Origin of the sequence: Cohnella lupini (assembly GCF_003386205.1) — a bacterium.
Lineage (GTDB): Bacteria > Bacillota > Bacilli > Paenibacillales > Paenibacillaceae > Cohnella > Cohnella lupini.
Genome location: NZ_QRDY01000011.1, coordinates 68753 through 83248 on the forward strand (window position 1 = coordinate 68753; position 14496 = coordinate 83248).

Sequence of the window (14496 nt, forward strand, 5' to 3'; positions counted from 1 at the left end):
CACTCACCATCCGAGCCGAGATAGCTAAGTAACTTCGTTAACTCCGCCCACCACTCGCCATCCGAGCCGAGATAGCTAAGTAACTTCGTTAACTCCGCCCACCACTCGCCATCCGGGCCGAGAATTTCAAAAGCATTTCTTCATAAACCTACAAGTACAATCACTAATAGTCGGTTAACACGCCGCTAACTCTCTTCTTTCATTTTGCGAGCTAATTCTCTCATCCTCTCCAGCTCTTCCGGAGACATTTCCTTGACCGGCCCGTTATCCTTAACGACGGACATAGCCGGCTTGCGGCGCCCGCTTCTTGCCTGACCTTGCGATCCGAAGGAACTTCCGCCGTCTCTCGCCGTCTCTTCCCCGCGACGCTTGCGTTCCAGCGATACGTTCAGCTTCTCCTGCTCTCGTATGTACATCGCCGCCTTATCAAGCGTGTCGATACCCTTCGCCAGCATATTCGACGCAATGGAATCGACGAAGGATTTGGTTAATCGCTGCGCGTGGCCCAAGGAGAAAACGTAATGGATAAGAACGTTGATGACCGGTTCCGGTAACTTGTAATTCAGATCGATTCGTTCGAAAATACGGACGAAAGGATCCGGCACCGCTCCGGGAAAATAACGCTCGAGCATCCGGGTATAAGGCTCCCGGCGCAACATCTCGTTATACCGGGCAACCGTCACTTCTTCTTGGAACCGCTCCGGTATGTCAAGTTGCATGGAGGAACTCGTTGCCGCCGGTTCCTCGTTCACCGGTATCTGCCGTTCTTCGCCGCGCGCGAGAAATCTCTCCCGTTCCTCGTCCCGCTTGCGATCCTGACGGTACATCAGGTTGGCCCGGTTCTGAAGCTCGTCCCAAGTCAGCGTGCCGTCGGAGTGGAATATTCCGTCTTCGTCGAGAAGACGGCAAATTTCCGGTACTTCCAGGTTGAATTTATAAGCCAAGTAATTCAGCTGCGCCATCGACTCCGGCGCCCGGTTAAGCCGCTCGACGAACGACCGGTTAGCGGATCCGCGCGGGAAACGCAGCATCATCTCGCCGTGGCGTATCTTTTCCTGCGTCTTGAACGCCGGCGTCCGTTCTTTGGCCGTTGCGCTCTCCTGCCAGCCCATCTCGAGCTCAGGATCCAGCGTTGCCGAGCCGATGCGGAACATTTCGTAGAACGGCATCGTCGCCTCTTCCCTGTTGACGAACCGGGCCAGCTCGGGGGGCTGGGCAACTTCAAAGCCGTCCTTCAGCTCCAATAGCGCGGACTTGCCGATTCTATCCCTTAACAAGAGAGTAAGATGATAGTTCGAGAAAAATTCCGTATAACTAAGAGGACGTTGCAGCACGTATTCGTATATGGACTCTTCCGTCAAAGGATTATGATTGCGAAACACTTGAAGCAAGCCAACCGCTTCCAGTCTGGATGCGGCATCGATCGCCGTTTGCCGACCCGTGGCGTTAAGCTCCAATCCGAGTCCCAAGAACAGCTTGCGCTGCGGCTCCGGAACGGAATAACCCGCGCTCTCTTCCGGAAACTGATGATAGAGTAATTGATAGAAAGCAGCCGAAACCGCCCCTACCATCGGCTGATAGAGAGTAATGAACACCTTGCGGTCCAAACCGCTCAAGGCAAAATCTCGATTCGTAAAATAACGGTGATTTTCCGTAAACTCCATGATATTCGATACGCGCATCGCGGGATCGACAACTCTTTTCGCTTGAATAATGGTTGTTCTATTGTAGCACAAATCCAACCTCCCGAAGACATGTAAAAAAAGACTCCGCCGCGTTCGGGGTAACGAAGCCTTTCGTCACCTTCGATATGCGCTAGCTGGAGTCCATATCTAGGACCTCTATTAATGATAAAAAGGTTCTTGAGCCTCGGGTTCTGCCTCGTCGAACGTAAACGGTTTGCGCTCCCCTAGCCGTTCTTCTTCTTCTATGGCATACGAGCGCCTTGCTTTCGCTAGCCCACTTCGCTCGAGCTCGTTCTCCCGATCGAGCTCCTGAGCGCTTACCCAACCCCGGACGAGCTCCCCGATCGGTTCGGCGCCGTATATCGGTATCGTATGCTTCAATCCCGGGATATAAGCGGCGCTATAATTCGTTAACCCCTTCTGCAGCGTCTTCATATATCCCTTGAATTCTTTATCCTTCTGCCCGCAAAGGAGCATCATAGGCTGACGGATTTCCCCCAATCGTGCGTTGAACGACTGTTTTAACCCGCTTGCCATATATTCGCGCCACTTGACGATATCTCCCGCCATCGTCTCTCCCCGGATTCGATAGAAGGTTTCCCGATTGTCCGCATGAGCCCAAGCCAGCGGAATCGAGATCAAGTCGCGCGCCTTCATTTTGCCCGCCCATAGTCCCGCTTTCAGCTTGGCGCGAGTTTTCCATCCGGTTACCTCCGATACCCCGCCGAGCAAGATCCCCCCAAGAAACCTATCCGGGTAAGTTAACAGAGCATCTAATGCCACCATCGTCCCCAATGAATATCCGCATAAATAAGCTTGCGAAATGTTAAGCCTATCCAGCAGCTGGCGTAAATCCTCTGCCAATAACGGAATCGTGATAGGCGATCGGGAACCGCCGCTGCGGCCGTGACCCCGGAAATCGAACAATAACGTCTTATGATCTTCCGCAAGGTCGTTCCGTAAATACGTGAATACCCGGCTGCCGATGCATGGCGGATGGAGAAATACGATAGGCGTGCCTTTACCTTGCAAATGATAATGGAGCTCTACTCCGTTAGCGTGAATCAAGGGCACGGTCAGCACCTCGCGATGTCTTTTTCGTTAGTTTGCCCTTTTTCCTTGTAATTCCATCCCTCGAAAAACCCATAACCGATATCCGACGTAATTGACCGCCAGAGAACAGACGACCGATGCGATCTTGGCGATCGCCGATTCCGTTCCCCAGTGCTCCAGCCCAAGCAAGAGCGCCGTGGCGGCCGCGAAAGACAAAACGTTGATCAACAGGAACCGGACGATTTCGGCCATCCCGCGTTTACCTTTGACTTGGAAAGTCCAGTAACGGTTCAACAAATAGCTATTCGCGACTCCCGCGATGTACGATATCGTCTGAGCTCCGAACGAACCCATACCCATGCCGTAAATCAATATACAAAAAACGACGAAGTCTACCCCCGTATTCAAACCGCCTACGAGTGCGTACTTCGCCATTTTGATTCGTTCCGACAATCGGAGCATAATTCTCCCCCTGACGCTTGCATTCACTTTTCACGCTAGAACATCTTGTACCCGCCGCGCCGTAACGCGCGAATCGCCCATCCGCTCATATAAGCTCCTACGGCGCCCGCGGCAATCAGTATCATGTCCGAGACGAGCAGGGACTGAATGTTTTCCGTTACGGTAAGATCGCCTTGCCACAATTGCCAAATCCCGAGCGGCACTACGATAATAACGAATAGCCACAGGGGAAACCACGTTGTTTTAATAAGCATGTTCAATATGAAACCGATGCCGAAGAAAAGCACCAGGCAAAGTAATGAGCCCAAGACTCCGAACAGTATTCCTCCGAGTACTCCGCCGACCATGTCCTTAACCACTTCCCGCTTATGCAAAATAGCGTACTCTACCAGTTTACAAGTTGGCTTCCTCTCAGTCAACGAGCAGGGTGTGAATGGGATGTGAACAAATTAGCGGCCGGGCGACGATTTCTTGAGAACGGACCAAGCGAATCGTTTGCCCGCCACTCTCCATTGGGCTACAATGGGAAAAGCATATTGGACAAGGAGTGATTACGCATGAGCGAAGCCGCACAAACATTGGACGGATGGTATGTCCTGCACGACTTGCGCAGCATCGATTGGCAGGCATGGAATGCCGCTCTGCCCTCGGAGAAAGATCAAGCCTTAAGCGAGTTAACCTCGTTAGTATCGGATTGGCGGGCAGTAGAGGAACGCAAGGAAGGAAGCCTGGCCTTGTACTCCGTCGTAGGACAGAAAGCCGACCTTATCTTCATGCACCTTCGCGAAACCCTTGAGGAATTGAACGCGATCGAGAACGCGTTCAATCGTTCCGGCTTTGCCCGCTTCACGCGCAAAGAGTATTCTTACGTCAGCGTCGTCGAGCTCAGCAATTACATGAGCCCTCCGGGAGTAGATCCGTTGCAGGTGCCGGAGATCGTCGCCCGCTTGAAGCCGACATTGCCTAGAAGCAACCATATTTGCTTCTACCCGATGAACAAGAAGCGCGACCTGCAAGATAACTGGTACATGCTTCCGATGGAAGAACGCAAAACCCTTATGAGAAGCCACGGCATGATCGGCCGGGGATACGCGGGCAAAGTGAAACAAATCATTTCCGGCTCGGTCGGTTTCGACGATTGGGAATGGGGCGTTACCCTCTTCGCGGACGACGCTTTGCAATTCAAGAAACTCGTATACGAAATGCGGTTCGACGAAGTAAGCGCCCGCTACGGCGAGTTCGGCGCCTTCTACGTCGGCAACCTGCTGACCGAGCAATCGCTGTCGGAATTGTTCAAGTAAAGCGGAATATCCATAACAAAGAAATAGACCCGACAGCCAGGACACTACGATTAACGTCCTGGCTGTCGGGTCTATTTACGACATTTTCCCATTGAAAATGACGGCTGCGGAGTTCATTTCGTTAATCGTTGGGAGTAAGATACAATACGAACTAATATTTCTCCGACACGAGCTTGGCTTGCAGGAACAAGAGCAAATAGTCCCGTCCGCCGGCTTTCGAATCCGTACCGGACATATTAAATCCTCCAAAAGGATGGACGCCGACCAACGCTCCCGTGCACTTGCGGTTGAAGTAAAGGTTGCCAACGTGGAACGTTTCCCTTGCTTTCGCGAGCCGTTCGCGGTTGCGCGAGATTACCGCTCCCGTTAGTCCGTATTCCGTATTGTTGGCGATATCGAGCGCTTCGTCGAAATCCCTTGCGCGAATCAACGCGACGACGGGCCCGAATATTTCTTCTTGGGCGATTCTCGCCGTCGGCGTGACGTCGCCGAATACCGTCGGTTCGATGAAGTAGCCTGCCTGGCTTCCCGCCCCCCCTCCTTGAAGCAATTTTCCTTCTTCATTGCCGATCGCGATATATTCAGTAATTTTCCGGTAAGCTTTCTCGTCGATAACCGGCCCCATGTAGTTGGAATAATCCGTCGGATCTCCCATCGTTAACGACGCCGCGCGCGCCCTCACTTTCTCGGCAACGGTTTCGTACGCTTCTTCCACGATAACCGCGCGCGAGCATGCCGAGCATTTCTGCCCCGAGAAACCGAATGCGGATAAGACGATCGATTCGGCGGCTAAGTCCAAGTCGCAATCTGCGTCGACGACGATCGTATCCTTGCCGCCCATTTCGGCGACGACGCGTTTGATCCACTTCTGGCCCGGTTGGGTTTTGGCCGCGCGCTCGTTAATGCGCAATCCCACATCGCGGGAACCCGTAAAGCTCACGAACCGGGTAAGCGGATGATCGACCAAGTAATCGCCTACCTCGCCGCCCGCTCCCGGCAAATACTGAACGACGCCGTCCGGTACTCCCGCTTCCGCCAGAATTTCGATGAACTTAGCCGCAATGACGGGGGTCGGGCTTGCGGGCTTCAGTACGACCGTATTGCCGGTAACGATGGCGGACGTCGTCATCCCCGCCATGATCGCAAGCGGGAAATTCCATGGCGGAATGATGACGCCGACCCCTAGGGGAATGTAAGCGAGCTCGTTGTCCTCGCCCTGGATGCGCTCAAGTGGCTGACGTTCGGCGAGACGCTCCATCTCCCTACCGTAGAACTCAAGGAAGTCGATCCCTTCCGCCGTGTCGATATCGGCTTCTTGCCAGCTTTTGCCCGCCTCGTAAACCATCCAAGCCGAGAACTCGTGCTTTCGTCTGCGTAGAATCGCCGCCGTCTTGTAAATGTACCTTGCCCGTTCGCTTGCGGGTACCGTCTTCCAACTTTCGAAAGCTTCTGCCGCCGTTGCCATCGCCTTCTCGGCGAGTCCGATATCGGCTTGCGATACGAAACCCAGCACTTCGTCCTTCTTCGCGGGATTTATCGAGCTTATCGTTTTAGCCGTATGAATGGTTTCCCCGCCGATAAGAATGCCGTAGCTTTTGCCGAACTGCGACTTTACCAAATCTAAAGCCTGCTGGAACGCGAGCCGGTTATGCTCCCGTCCGAAATCCGTAAACGGTTCGTTGCGATAAGCTTGCTGCATGCTTAGTCCGCCTCCTTGTATTTCGCTATGCGCTTCGTACAATAAATGCGGAGATAGAGAGGATGATTCCATTGGAGTTCGCCGATAAGCTATTTCGTTCGGCTTTGCTCTCGTTGGCAGGCAATCGCGCCGCGGAAGCATTTGCCTTAAAGTACGGCTTGAGACTCGGGGCGCACAAGTTCGTAGCCGGAGAAACGCTAACGGAAGCGTTGGAAAAAATTCAACGGCTAAACGATAAAGGCATCGCCGCGACACTGGATCATTTGGGTGAAGGAGTTACGCGTATTTCGGAGGCTGACTCGTTCAGAGAGGAATACTCGAGGCTGCTTATCGGTATTCGCGAATCCAAGGCCGACTGCAACGTTTCCCTGAAACCTACGCAAATGGGACTCGCGATCGACCCGGGGCGGGCTTACGATAACATCAAGCAAATCGTAAAGGAAGCCCGGAGCATGCGAAATTTCGTGCGGATCGATATGGAGGATTCGGCTTACACCGACGATACGATAAACATCGTAAGGCGGTTGCACGCCGAAGGTTACCTGAACGTGGGCACCGTTATTCAGGCTTATTTATTTCGGACGGAAAAGGATATCCGCAGGCTTAGCTTGGAGAAAGTCAATCTGAGGCTGGTAAAAGGAGCTTATAAGGAACCGAAGACCCTTGCCTTCGCGCGCATGGAAGACGTTAACGCCAACTTTCGCGAAATTATAGCGGCGCGACTGCGAAGCGGAATCTATACGGGCGTCGCCACTCATGACGAAGCGATTATCGATTGGGTGAAGTCCTTCGTCAAGGAGCAGACGACCCCCTACTCCTCGTTCGAGTTTCAGATGCTCTACGGAATCCGAACCCAACTGCAAGAAACGTTAGCCAAGGAAGGCTACCGGGTACGTTGCTACGTTCCGTACGGTCGAATGTGGTATCCTTATTTCGTTCGCAGGCTCGCCGAACGTCCGGCTAACGTTCTATTCATACTTAAAAACATGATCAAGCATTGAAAACTGAACCAAGGAACGCGATTTAATCGCTACTTCGGATCCTGAAGAAGCCGCTCGCCCGCGATTCCCGGCGTGGTCATCTGTACCGGGTCGAGAATCTCGTCCATTTCCTCTTTCGTCAGAAGATTTCGTTCGAGTATGATCTCTTTGATCGTCAACCCGGTCGCCATCGCTTCCTTAACCAATTGGGCGGCAACATCGTAGCCCAGATGCGGATTGAGGGCGGTCACGACTCCGAAGCTGCGATCCACGTATGAGCGGCAGCGTTCCCGATTCGCTTCCAAGCCTTCAAGCAGGTAACGATTGAATACGTCCAAAGCGTTGCGCATGATTTTCAACGACTGCAACAGATTGAAAATGATAACAGGCCCCATGACGTTAAGCTCGAATTGACCGGCTTCCGAAGCCATGCAGATCGTGTGGTCGTTGCCCATGACTTGGAACGCGACTTGGTTAACGACCTCCGCCATGACGGGATTCACTTTACCCGGCATGATAGAGGAACCGGGTTGGCGCGACGGCAACGAAATTTCGCCCAGTCCGACCATCGGTCCCGAAGCCATTAGCCTGATGTCGTTGCAGATTTTGGACATATTCATCGCGCAAACTTTAAGCGAACCTGACAACTCTGTGTAGGCATCCGTATTTTGCGTCGCGTCTACCAAGTCCGAAGCCGAACGAATTGGGATCTTCAGCTCTTCGGCCATTAAGGCTACCACTTTCTCGATGTAATCCTCGGAAGCGTTAAGTCCCGTTCCTACGGCCGTCGCTCCCATATTAACGGATAGCAGTCCCTCCGCCGCGCGGCTAATTCGCCCGATGTCCCGCGCCAATACTTTGGCATACGCGCCGAATTCCTGCCCCATTCTAATCGGAACCGCATCCTGCAGGTGGGTTCGTCCCATCTTGATGACATCGTCGAGCTCGCGCGATTTCCGCTCGAACCCGTCAAGCAGCTCGCGCATCGTCGCGGTCAGCTTCTCCGCCAGCGTATACGAGGCTATGCGTAGTGCCGTCGGGATCGCATCGTTCGTCGACTGGGACATATTGACGTGATTGTTCGGATTGCAATAAAAATAATCGCCTTTGACATGTCCCATTATCTCGAGCGCCCGGTTGGCGAGTACTTCGTTCATGTTCATGTTAATGGAAGTTCCGGCTCCGCCTTGTATGGAATCGACAACGAACTGGTCGGCCCACATCCCCTGCGCGACTTCTTCCGCTGCTTGAACGATCGCATTGGCGATCGGTTCCGGCAACCTTTTCATCTCCGCGTTAGCCAAGGCTGCCGCCTTCTTCACGTGAGCGAGAGCGACGACCAACTCCGCATGAATAGGCGTACCGGTTATCGGAAAGTTCTCGAGCGCGCGCAACGTCTGAATGCCGTAATAAACCGTCCCCGGCACCGTGTGGCTGCCAAGCGAATCCTTCTCGATACGTTCGGTCATATGGATCTCTCCTTCTTTACTCTATGTATGTATGCCAATCTTTTCGACGCGGAATATCCTTTCTCCTTCGCCGATCGAAGCTATACATCATTGAATCTTGTTATCTATTCCCCATAAGATGGAGCCTCAATCAGATTCCCGTGGTCGGTCGGCGCCAATGACAAAAAAGGCCGGATGGGCTGACGCCCATCCGACCATATATCCAATTCGTTTAATCTTCGTCTTCGTCCACGGCTTTCATTTGTGCTTCCCATTCCGCGCGACGCTTCTCTTCCAGGTATTCCTGCGTCATCCGATCCCTCGCTCGTCCCTTCTCCTTCAACCTCTCGATTCCCGGTTGAATGAGCAAGTCCACTTCCGCTTGAACCGTCGCCACTAGATCGTACCTGGATTGCGATTCCAAATAGGAGCCCACTTCCATCAGCGCGTTGTACCGGTCCAGTTCATCTCTTGTCAACAGGCCCCGCACTTGCACGCTGCAGTGTCTCATTACAGGAACTTGCCTTTACGAAGCACGAGTGGAATACCGCCGATGATGAACAAATAACGGATATCGATTGCTTTTTTCAACCATGCGGCTACGCGGCCTTTGTATTTCTTGCCGAAAGCGATCCCGATCGCTTCGCCTTTGCCCAGCGATGCCACCGTACCCTTATTAACGAAGGTATAAGTTTTCAGCGGTTGGTTGCGGATCGACGCTACCAAGTTGTGCGCGCAGTTAACGCCTTGTTGCATGGCCATTTGCGCCGTCGGGGGATATGGACGTCCTTCCGGATTGAACACAAGGGAGTTGTCTCCCAAGATATACACGTTCTCGTGACCGGGAGCGCGCAAGAATTCGTCGACTTTCACGCGGCCTCTCATCGTTTCGAAGCCCGCTTCCTCGATCAAACGGTTACCGCGCACGCCGCCTGTCCAGATAACGGTTTGCGATTTGATCTCTTCGCCTTCGCCGACGATAACGCCGTCAGGAGTACATTCTTTGATCGCTGTGCCGATGCGGAAAGTAACGCCTTTCTTTTGCAGCACTTGCATCGCGTATTCAACGAGTTCGGGATCGAATCCTGGCAACGCCGTCGGAGCCGCTTCGATGTTAACGATTTTCACCAATGACTGATCCACGTCGAATTGTTTGCACAATTCCGGGATGCGGTCGGCAAGCTCGCCGATGAATTCGATGCCGGTGAAGCCTGCGCCGCCGACTACGAACGTCAGGTAGTCCGTACGATGCGGCTCGCGCTTGAAGCGCGCGAATTGGTATTCGATATGTTCGCGGATCAACCGAACGGAGTTAATGCTCCGAATGTTCATCGCATGCTCGCCCAATCCGGGGATTCCGAAAGTTTCGGACTCTCCGCCAAGTCCGATAATAAGGTAGTCGTAGGATAGCGTGCCGTCCTCCAAGATGACTTTACGGTCTTGCGGGCGGATTTGGACAACCGTCGATTTCACGAAATCGATTTTGAATTCATCGATCAGCTTGGAGATGTTGACTCGAGCATTCTCCGGATTATCCGTACCCGCCGCAGGCATATGCAGGTGAGTCGTAATGTAATGGTAGTCGTGCTTGTTGACTAACGTTACGTCCGCTTCATTATAATTTAATTCCTTTTGCAGCCGAAGCGAGGTTAGAACACCGCCGTAGCCTGCTCCAAGGATAACAATCTTCGGTATACTGCTCATTGATGATCCCATCCAATCCCTATGTGTGTTTAGTTTGTGAAAAATTACACAATGTTCTTCGTTAAGTCGCTTTAACGGAGATCTACAAGTAAATCATATCGGCTTTTCCAACATTTTTCAAGGTTCATTTTCACGAATTAATTTGGACATCCTTACAAAGTCCTTTTCATGTTTGCCCTTGCAAGTTTATAATTAAATACGTTTAGATCAAGTTAGTCCATCTTATCTTCCCGCAAGATTAACGGAGGTGTCACGCTTTTGAATCAGAGCAATGAACTTGTCGCAGACGTAGCCATCATCGGAGGAGGACCTGCCGGGATGTTCGCGGCCTTCTATGGCGGAATGCGGCAAATGTCGGTCAGCCTTATCGAAAGCATGCCGCAACTCGGCGGTCAGCTTGCCGCTCTCTACCCCGAGAAATATATTTACGACGTAGCCGGTTTTCCTAAAATCACCGCTCAGGAGCTCGTCGATAACTTAAAAAGTCAGATGGAGCACTTCCAGTCCGACTTATATTTAGAAGAAAAAGTCGTCAAGGTGAGCAAGCTCGAAGAACGCCTCTTTGAAATTGTTACCGATAAGCGAGTTCATCATGCACGCGCCGTCATTATTACGGCAGGCGTCGGAGCATTCGAGCCCCGCAGACTCGAACTACCGGAAGCATCTCAATACGAGAAAACCAATCTCGATTATTTCGTTAACGACTTGGAAAGGTATCGCAATCAAAAAGTGATGATCAGCGGCGGCGGCGATTCGGCACTCGACTGGGCGCTCATGCTAGAGCCGATCGCTGAACGGGTCATGCTCGTTCATCGTCGCGATAAGTTTCGCGCTCACGAGCACAGCGTGGAGTTGCTCATGAAATCCAAGGTCGAAGTGATCACGCCGACCGAAATCACGGCTTTGCACGGCGACGGTTTGATTAAGCAGGTTACGCTCACCGACGTGAAGTCGGGCGAAACCACCGATTACGAAGTCGATTCGGTTATCGTTAACTTCGGTTTCGTCAGTTCTCTGGGTCCGATTACAGAATGGGGAATAAAGATCGAAGGCGGTTCGATTATCGTAGACTCCAGGATGGAAACGAACATTCCCGGAATTTTCGCGGCTGGGGACATCACGACGTATCCCGGCAAGCTTAAGCTTATCGCCGTTGGATTCGGAGAAGCGCCTACCGCGATTAATAACGCTAAAGTTTACGTCGATCCGGCAGCCAAACTATCTCCGGGCCATAGCAGCAACATGAAATTATAATGCAAAAGGGCATCCTACCATGGGCATACCGGATCGAACCGGTGCCTGAGGAGGATGCCCTTTTGATTTGTCCGATCTGCAATGCGCTGAGCCCCCTAGAGATTTCTTGTCCGGATTGCGGTTCCGCGGCCGAAGACGAAGGTCGTTGGAGCGATTGGAGCGGTCCTTATGCCCCCTATGAACCCGCACAGCTCTCCGCCCAGGGAACCCTCGAAATCGCAATCGAGGTCATATGCCAACACGCCGTTCGCTGCATCGACTGTCATCGTCCTTTTACCGCAGACATTACCGCGTGGCATGTTTAGAATCCCCGTTCTTCCGGAACGGATAGCTTTCTGCGCCTGATTTCGGATTTAAGCATACGTACGAATTCCCTTTCCAACTGCAAACGAAGAGCGCTACGGTAAGCATCCAACAATAGATCATCGGTCAATAGAGGCAACATCGCCCACACCCTTTCCTTCTTTTAGGAAGATCGTGAAGGCATCATAGCATGTCCTCAAGTTCGTGGACAACCTTAAGGTTATCCACAACAGGGTGTGCGCAACTTGTGAGCAATTTGTTGAAAAATGCTTGTAGACCAATGTCGGCAAGGCGAGAATTGTGGATGAAGTTATACACAGTTTTTTCATGGATGCTTTCATAAAGAACTTTCATAACCGCAAAATATTCAATTAGAGGATTCTATAGAAAAAGTTGTCGGAATGGGCGAGTTACTGCGGTCGAGTATTGACCTCTAACATCCAGATATGTCCGTTTCGGTCGATTCCGTAGTCATAACCCAGTTGTCCGATCCCGGGATAACGGCTCTCCAATAGCGCGGTTGAGGCATTCGTCAAATGTCGCATTTCCCTTTTTTTCGCGCCTACGACCCGGGAAGACAAAGAACGCCGAATTCCTTGGGCTGCCGACATCTTCGTCCCGCCCCGGCAAAGGTTCGTGACGAACAATCCGGGCCTCGCTAATCTCCCCACCATCGATCGATAAGTCCAATTCCCGTTTTCTTTGACGAATTTAACGCGATAATCGATCGGCCTTCCGCCGATCGTGGCCAAATGAATACCTCGTTGGATCAAATAAGCCCTTTTTCTCCGCGCTCCGTTCAAACCTCTCACCAGTGCTCCGAAACTGGAATACTTGCGCTTGGTCGATTTATGCGTAAGCCTGTAGGCATTCCCTATTCTTTCAACCTTGATGACTCCGATACCCCCTGCGCCGCAAACCGGTTTCACGACCACCATGCCGTATCTGGAAATCATTTTGCGCAAGTTCTCCGAATTATATAGTCTGGAAGACGGAATATGCCGAGCGATATAAGGATTGGATAGCAATGCGTTCGTCTTCACCCATTTGCTTGCCAATTGCCGACTGATCGTAACTTCCATCCATCGGGCTCCTTCCCTGAGGGTATATATATACATACTCCGGTAGAAGGACATGATCTTGGATAAATGACGCCCGAAATTCGCCTTATTTTCCGCTTATTCTCCATGAACGACAAAAAACGGCTCCATCGACAAGCCCATGCTCCGCTGGCATGATGTCGTTATAGCCGTTTATGGATTGTCCGATTCCTTTCAGGCATCGCGTCGGTAATCCAACCGCGCAAACCCGCTAGTCTTCATTGCTTGCCCAGGCGTCCTGAATCTGACGCATCGTTCATAACGGTTAAGTTGGTCGTCGAGTAATTGAGACAACCGTAGAACCTGAGGATCGTTCATGCGCGCCCCGTTCTGAATGAACATTAAGACCATTTCGTTGCGCAGGTTCTCGATTCTTTGCTTGATCGTTCTAAGCGCTCTTCCCATTGATTTCCCTCCCGTCCGAGGTGAATCCCATCCATTCTGCTTCATTAGCATAACTAAAAAGTATATGGAAAGTTCATGGTAAATTATTAGGTAAATGTTAGCAACATTCGCCGATGCGAATAATCATGATCGTCTTAACCCATTCTAATATGGACGGTGCAAGAGAGGTGTGGTTCCATTGGACCAATCGGTGCAAGGACTGCAAGAGGGACTTATCTAATCACTTAGCCTTAGGAAGCGAGGGGTTGTGCTGCAGAGCATATCTGAACACACTCGCTTTATGTTTCTCCGTTAAACCGGAAAAGCATAAGAGCGGTGCCCGAAAAGTTCCATTGTCGCGAAGTGTGATGTTTTGAGACTCGTTCAATCAACCACCGTCAAGAGGAGCCTGTAATGGGCTCCTTCTTCTTATTGTCGCGAATGGAGTAGATGGCAAATGAACGGTAGCCAAGAAAGATGGATTAGCAAAGCCTACGGCAATCCCCTGCTAAGGGACAAAATCGTCAATGCGGGCATGATTACCCTCTACTGCGATTATTCCGGTTTCGTTGATCGAAGCAGATATAGTGTTGCTTGCTGTTACGTTCACGACCGATTCATAGGCATATCCGCCAAGCGGTTGCGTATGGATGTTGATGCCGATTCGAATTACGGGGAATTGTTAGCAGTTTTATATAGCTTGGAAATCCTCGATAAATGGCTTTCCGATATCGACAACAAACCGAAAATCGCCGTCGTCTATACCGACTGCAGTCGAATCGAGCGGATTTTGGGGAAGAGCGAATCTCCGCGCCCGCATTACGCAAGGTCCAGGAACGAAATAATAATTGCTTTGAATCGATTGAGGGATAATTATCCAGGGGTAAGCGTGAGGGTAAGATACATAAGCAAACATAAGTCGAATAACGAACTCCATAGACTAGCCCATAACGCCGCCAGGGAAGCCGCGATGGAATAAAAAAACCTCCGATTTTATATATCGGAGGTTTCGTAACTCTTAGCCCAACGGTCTTAGCAAGGCTCCGCTGCCGGATTACCCGCTTCGGTCGCCGTGCGGAACGATGATCCGCAGCCGCAAGTCGCCGTGGCGTTCGGATTGTTG

The 14496-nt window shown here is 51.7% G+C and carries 16 protein-coding genes; 4 read left to right on the forward strand and 12 right to left on the reverse strand.

Annotation, left to right across the window (positions count from 1 at the left end):
* Window positions 1-185 precede the first annotated feature (185 nt).
* The 4 genes from DFP95_RS18010 to DFP95_RS18025 form a co-directional block, all read right to left on the reverse strand.
* Window positions 186-1736, reverse strand: coding sequence for a DnaD domain protein (locus DFP95_RS18010; protein ID WP_245987719.1), 1551 nt, complete (start codon window positions 1734-1736; stop codon window positions 186-188).
* A 108-nt stretch (window positions 1737-1844) separates the two neighbouring features.
* Window positions 1845-2759, reverse strand: coding sequence for an alpha/beta fold hydrolase (locus tag DFP95_RS18015; protein ID WP_181907499.1), 915 nt, complete (start codon window positions 2757-2759; stop codon window positions 1845-1847).
* Window positions 2760-2786: 27 nt separating this feature from the next.
* Window positions 2787-3200: a GtrA family protein gene (locus DFP95_RS18020; protein ID WP_115994052.1), complete on the reverse strand. Its 414-nt coding sequence runs from the start codon at window positions 3198-3200 to the stop codon at window positions 2787-2789.
* 35 nt (window positions 3201-3235) lie between these two features.
* Window positions 3236-3574 (reverse strand): YuiB family protein, encoded by a 339-nt coding sequence (locus tag DFP95_RS18025; RefSeq protein WP_245987720.1) that lies wholly within the window; start codon window positions 3572-3574, stop codon window positions 3236-3238.
* A 183-nt stretch (window positions 3575-3757) separates the two neighbouring features.
* Between DFP95_RS18025 and hemQ the strand changes: the two genes are divergently transcribed.
* Window positions 3758-4501, forward strand: a complete 744-nt coding sequence (hemQ, locus tag DFP95_RS18030) for a hydrogen peroxide-dependent heme synthase (RefSeq protein WP_115994054.1) — start codon at window positions 3758-3760, stop codon at window positions 4499-4501.
* A 151-nt stretch (window positions 4502-4652) separates the two neighbouring features.
* Here hemQ and pruA read toward each other — a convergent pair whose 3' ends face one another.
* The gene (gene pruA, locus DFP95_RS18035; RefSeq protein WP_115994055.1) at window positions 4653-6200 is read right to left on the reverse strand and encodes an L-glutamate gamma-semialdehyde dehydrogenase; all 1548 of its coding nucleotides are present in this window, start codon (window positions 6198-6200) and stop codon (window positions 4653-4655) included.
* Between the two features lie 62 nt (window positions 6201-6262).
* On the opposite strand from pruA, the gene DFP95_RS18040 reads away from it, so the two are divergent.
* A complete protein-coding gene (locus DFP95_RS18040; protein ID WP_115994056.1) occupies window positions 6263-7201 on the forward strand; it encodes a proline dehydrogenase family protein in 939 nt (312 codons plus the stop codon).
* A 29-nt stretch (window positions 7202-7230) separates the two neighbouring features.
* Here the strand turns inward: DFP95_RS18040 and aspA are convergent, their stop codons facing one another.
* The 3 genes from aspA to DFP95_RS18055 form a co-directional block, all read right to left on the reverse strand.
* On the reverse strand, window positions 7231-8649 hold the full coding sequence (gene aspA / locus DFP95_RS18045; protein ID WP_115994057.1) for an aspartate ammonia-lyase: 1419 nt from the start codon (window positions 8647-8649) through the stop codon (window positions 7231-7233).
* 211 nt (window positions 8650-8860) lie between these two features.
* Window positions 8861-9139 carry a hypothetical protein gene (locus tag DFP95_RS18050; RefSeq protein WP_115994058.1) on the reverse strand — a complete coding sequence of 93 codons (279 nt, stop codon included), beginning with the start codon at window positions 9137-9139 and terminating at the stop codon, window positions 8861-8863.
* Window positions 9139-10332: an NAD(P)/FAD-dependent oxidoreductase gene (locus DFP95_RS18055; RefSeq protein ID WP_115994059.1), complete on the reverse strand. Its 1194-nt coding sequence runs from the start codon at window positions 10330-10332 to the stop codon at window positions 9139-9141. Before DFP95_RS18055 ends, DFP95_RS18050 begins: the two co-directional genes overlap by 1 nt.
* Before the next feature lie 258 nt (window positions 10333-10590).
* Between DFP95_RS18055 and DFP95_RS18060 the strand changes: the two genes are divergently transcribed.
* Window positions 10591-11586 carry an NAD(P)/FAD-dependent oxidoreductase gene (locus DFP95_RS18060; RefSeq protein WP_281273426.1) on the forward strand — a complete coding sequence of 332 codons (996 nt, stop codon included), beginning with the start codon at window positions 10591-10593 and terminating at the stop codon, window positions 11584-11586.
* 95 nt (window positions 11587-11681) lie between these two features.
* Here the strand turns inward: DFP95_RS18060 and DFP95_RS18065 are convergent, their stop codons facing one another.
* The 4 genes from DFP95_RS18065 to DFP95_RS18080 all read right to left on the reverse strand — a co-directional run bounded on the left by DFP95_RS18065 (window position 11682) and on the right by DFP95_RS18080 (window position 13394).
* Window positions 11682-11885: a hypothetical protein gene (locus DFP95_RS18065; RefSeq protein ID WP_115994061.1), complete on the reverse strand. Its 204-nt coding sequence runs from the start codon at window positions 11883-11885 to the stop codon at window positions 11682-11684.
* Between the two features lie 2 nt (window positions 11886-11887).
* The gene (gene sda / locus DFP95_RS18070; RefSeq protein ID WP_115994062.1) at window positions 11888-12031 is read right to left on the reverse strand and encodes a sporulation histidine kinase inhibitor Sda; all 144 of its coding nucleotides are present in this window, start codon (window positions 12029-12031) and stop codon (window positions 11888-11890) included.
* Between the two features lie 268 nt (window positions 12032-12299).
* Window positions 12300-12971 carry a YheC/YheD family protein gene (locus DFP95_RS18075; protein WP_115994063.1) on the reverse strand — a complete coding sequence of 224 codons (672 nt, stop codon included), beginning with the start codon at window positions 12969-12971 and terminating at the stop codon, window positions 12300-12302.
* Window positions 12972-13163: 192 nt separating this feature from the next.
* Complete coding sequence (locus DFP95_RS18080) at window positions 13164-13394, reverse strand: aspartyl-phosphate phosphatase Spo0E family protein (RefSeq protein WP_181907500.1); 231 nt, start codon at window positions 13392-13394, stop codon at window positions 13164-13166.
* Between the two features lie 436 nt (window positions 13395-13830).
* Between DFP95_RS18080 and DFP95_RS18085 the strand changes: the two genes are divergently transcribed.
* On the forward strand, window positions 13831-14352 hold the full coding sequence (locus tag DFP95_RS18085) for a hypothetical protein (protein ID WP_115994065.1): 522 nt from the start codon (window positions 13831-13833) through the stop codon (window positions 14350-14352).
* Window positions 14353-14496 lie beyond the last annotated feature (144 nt).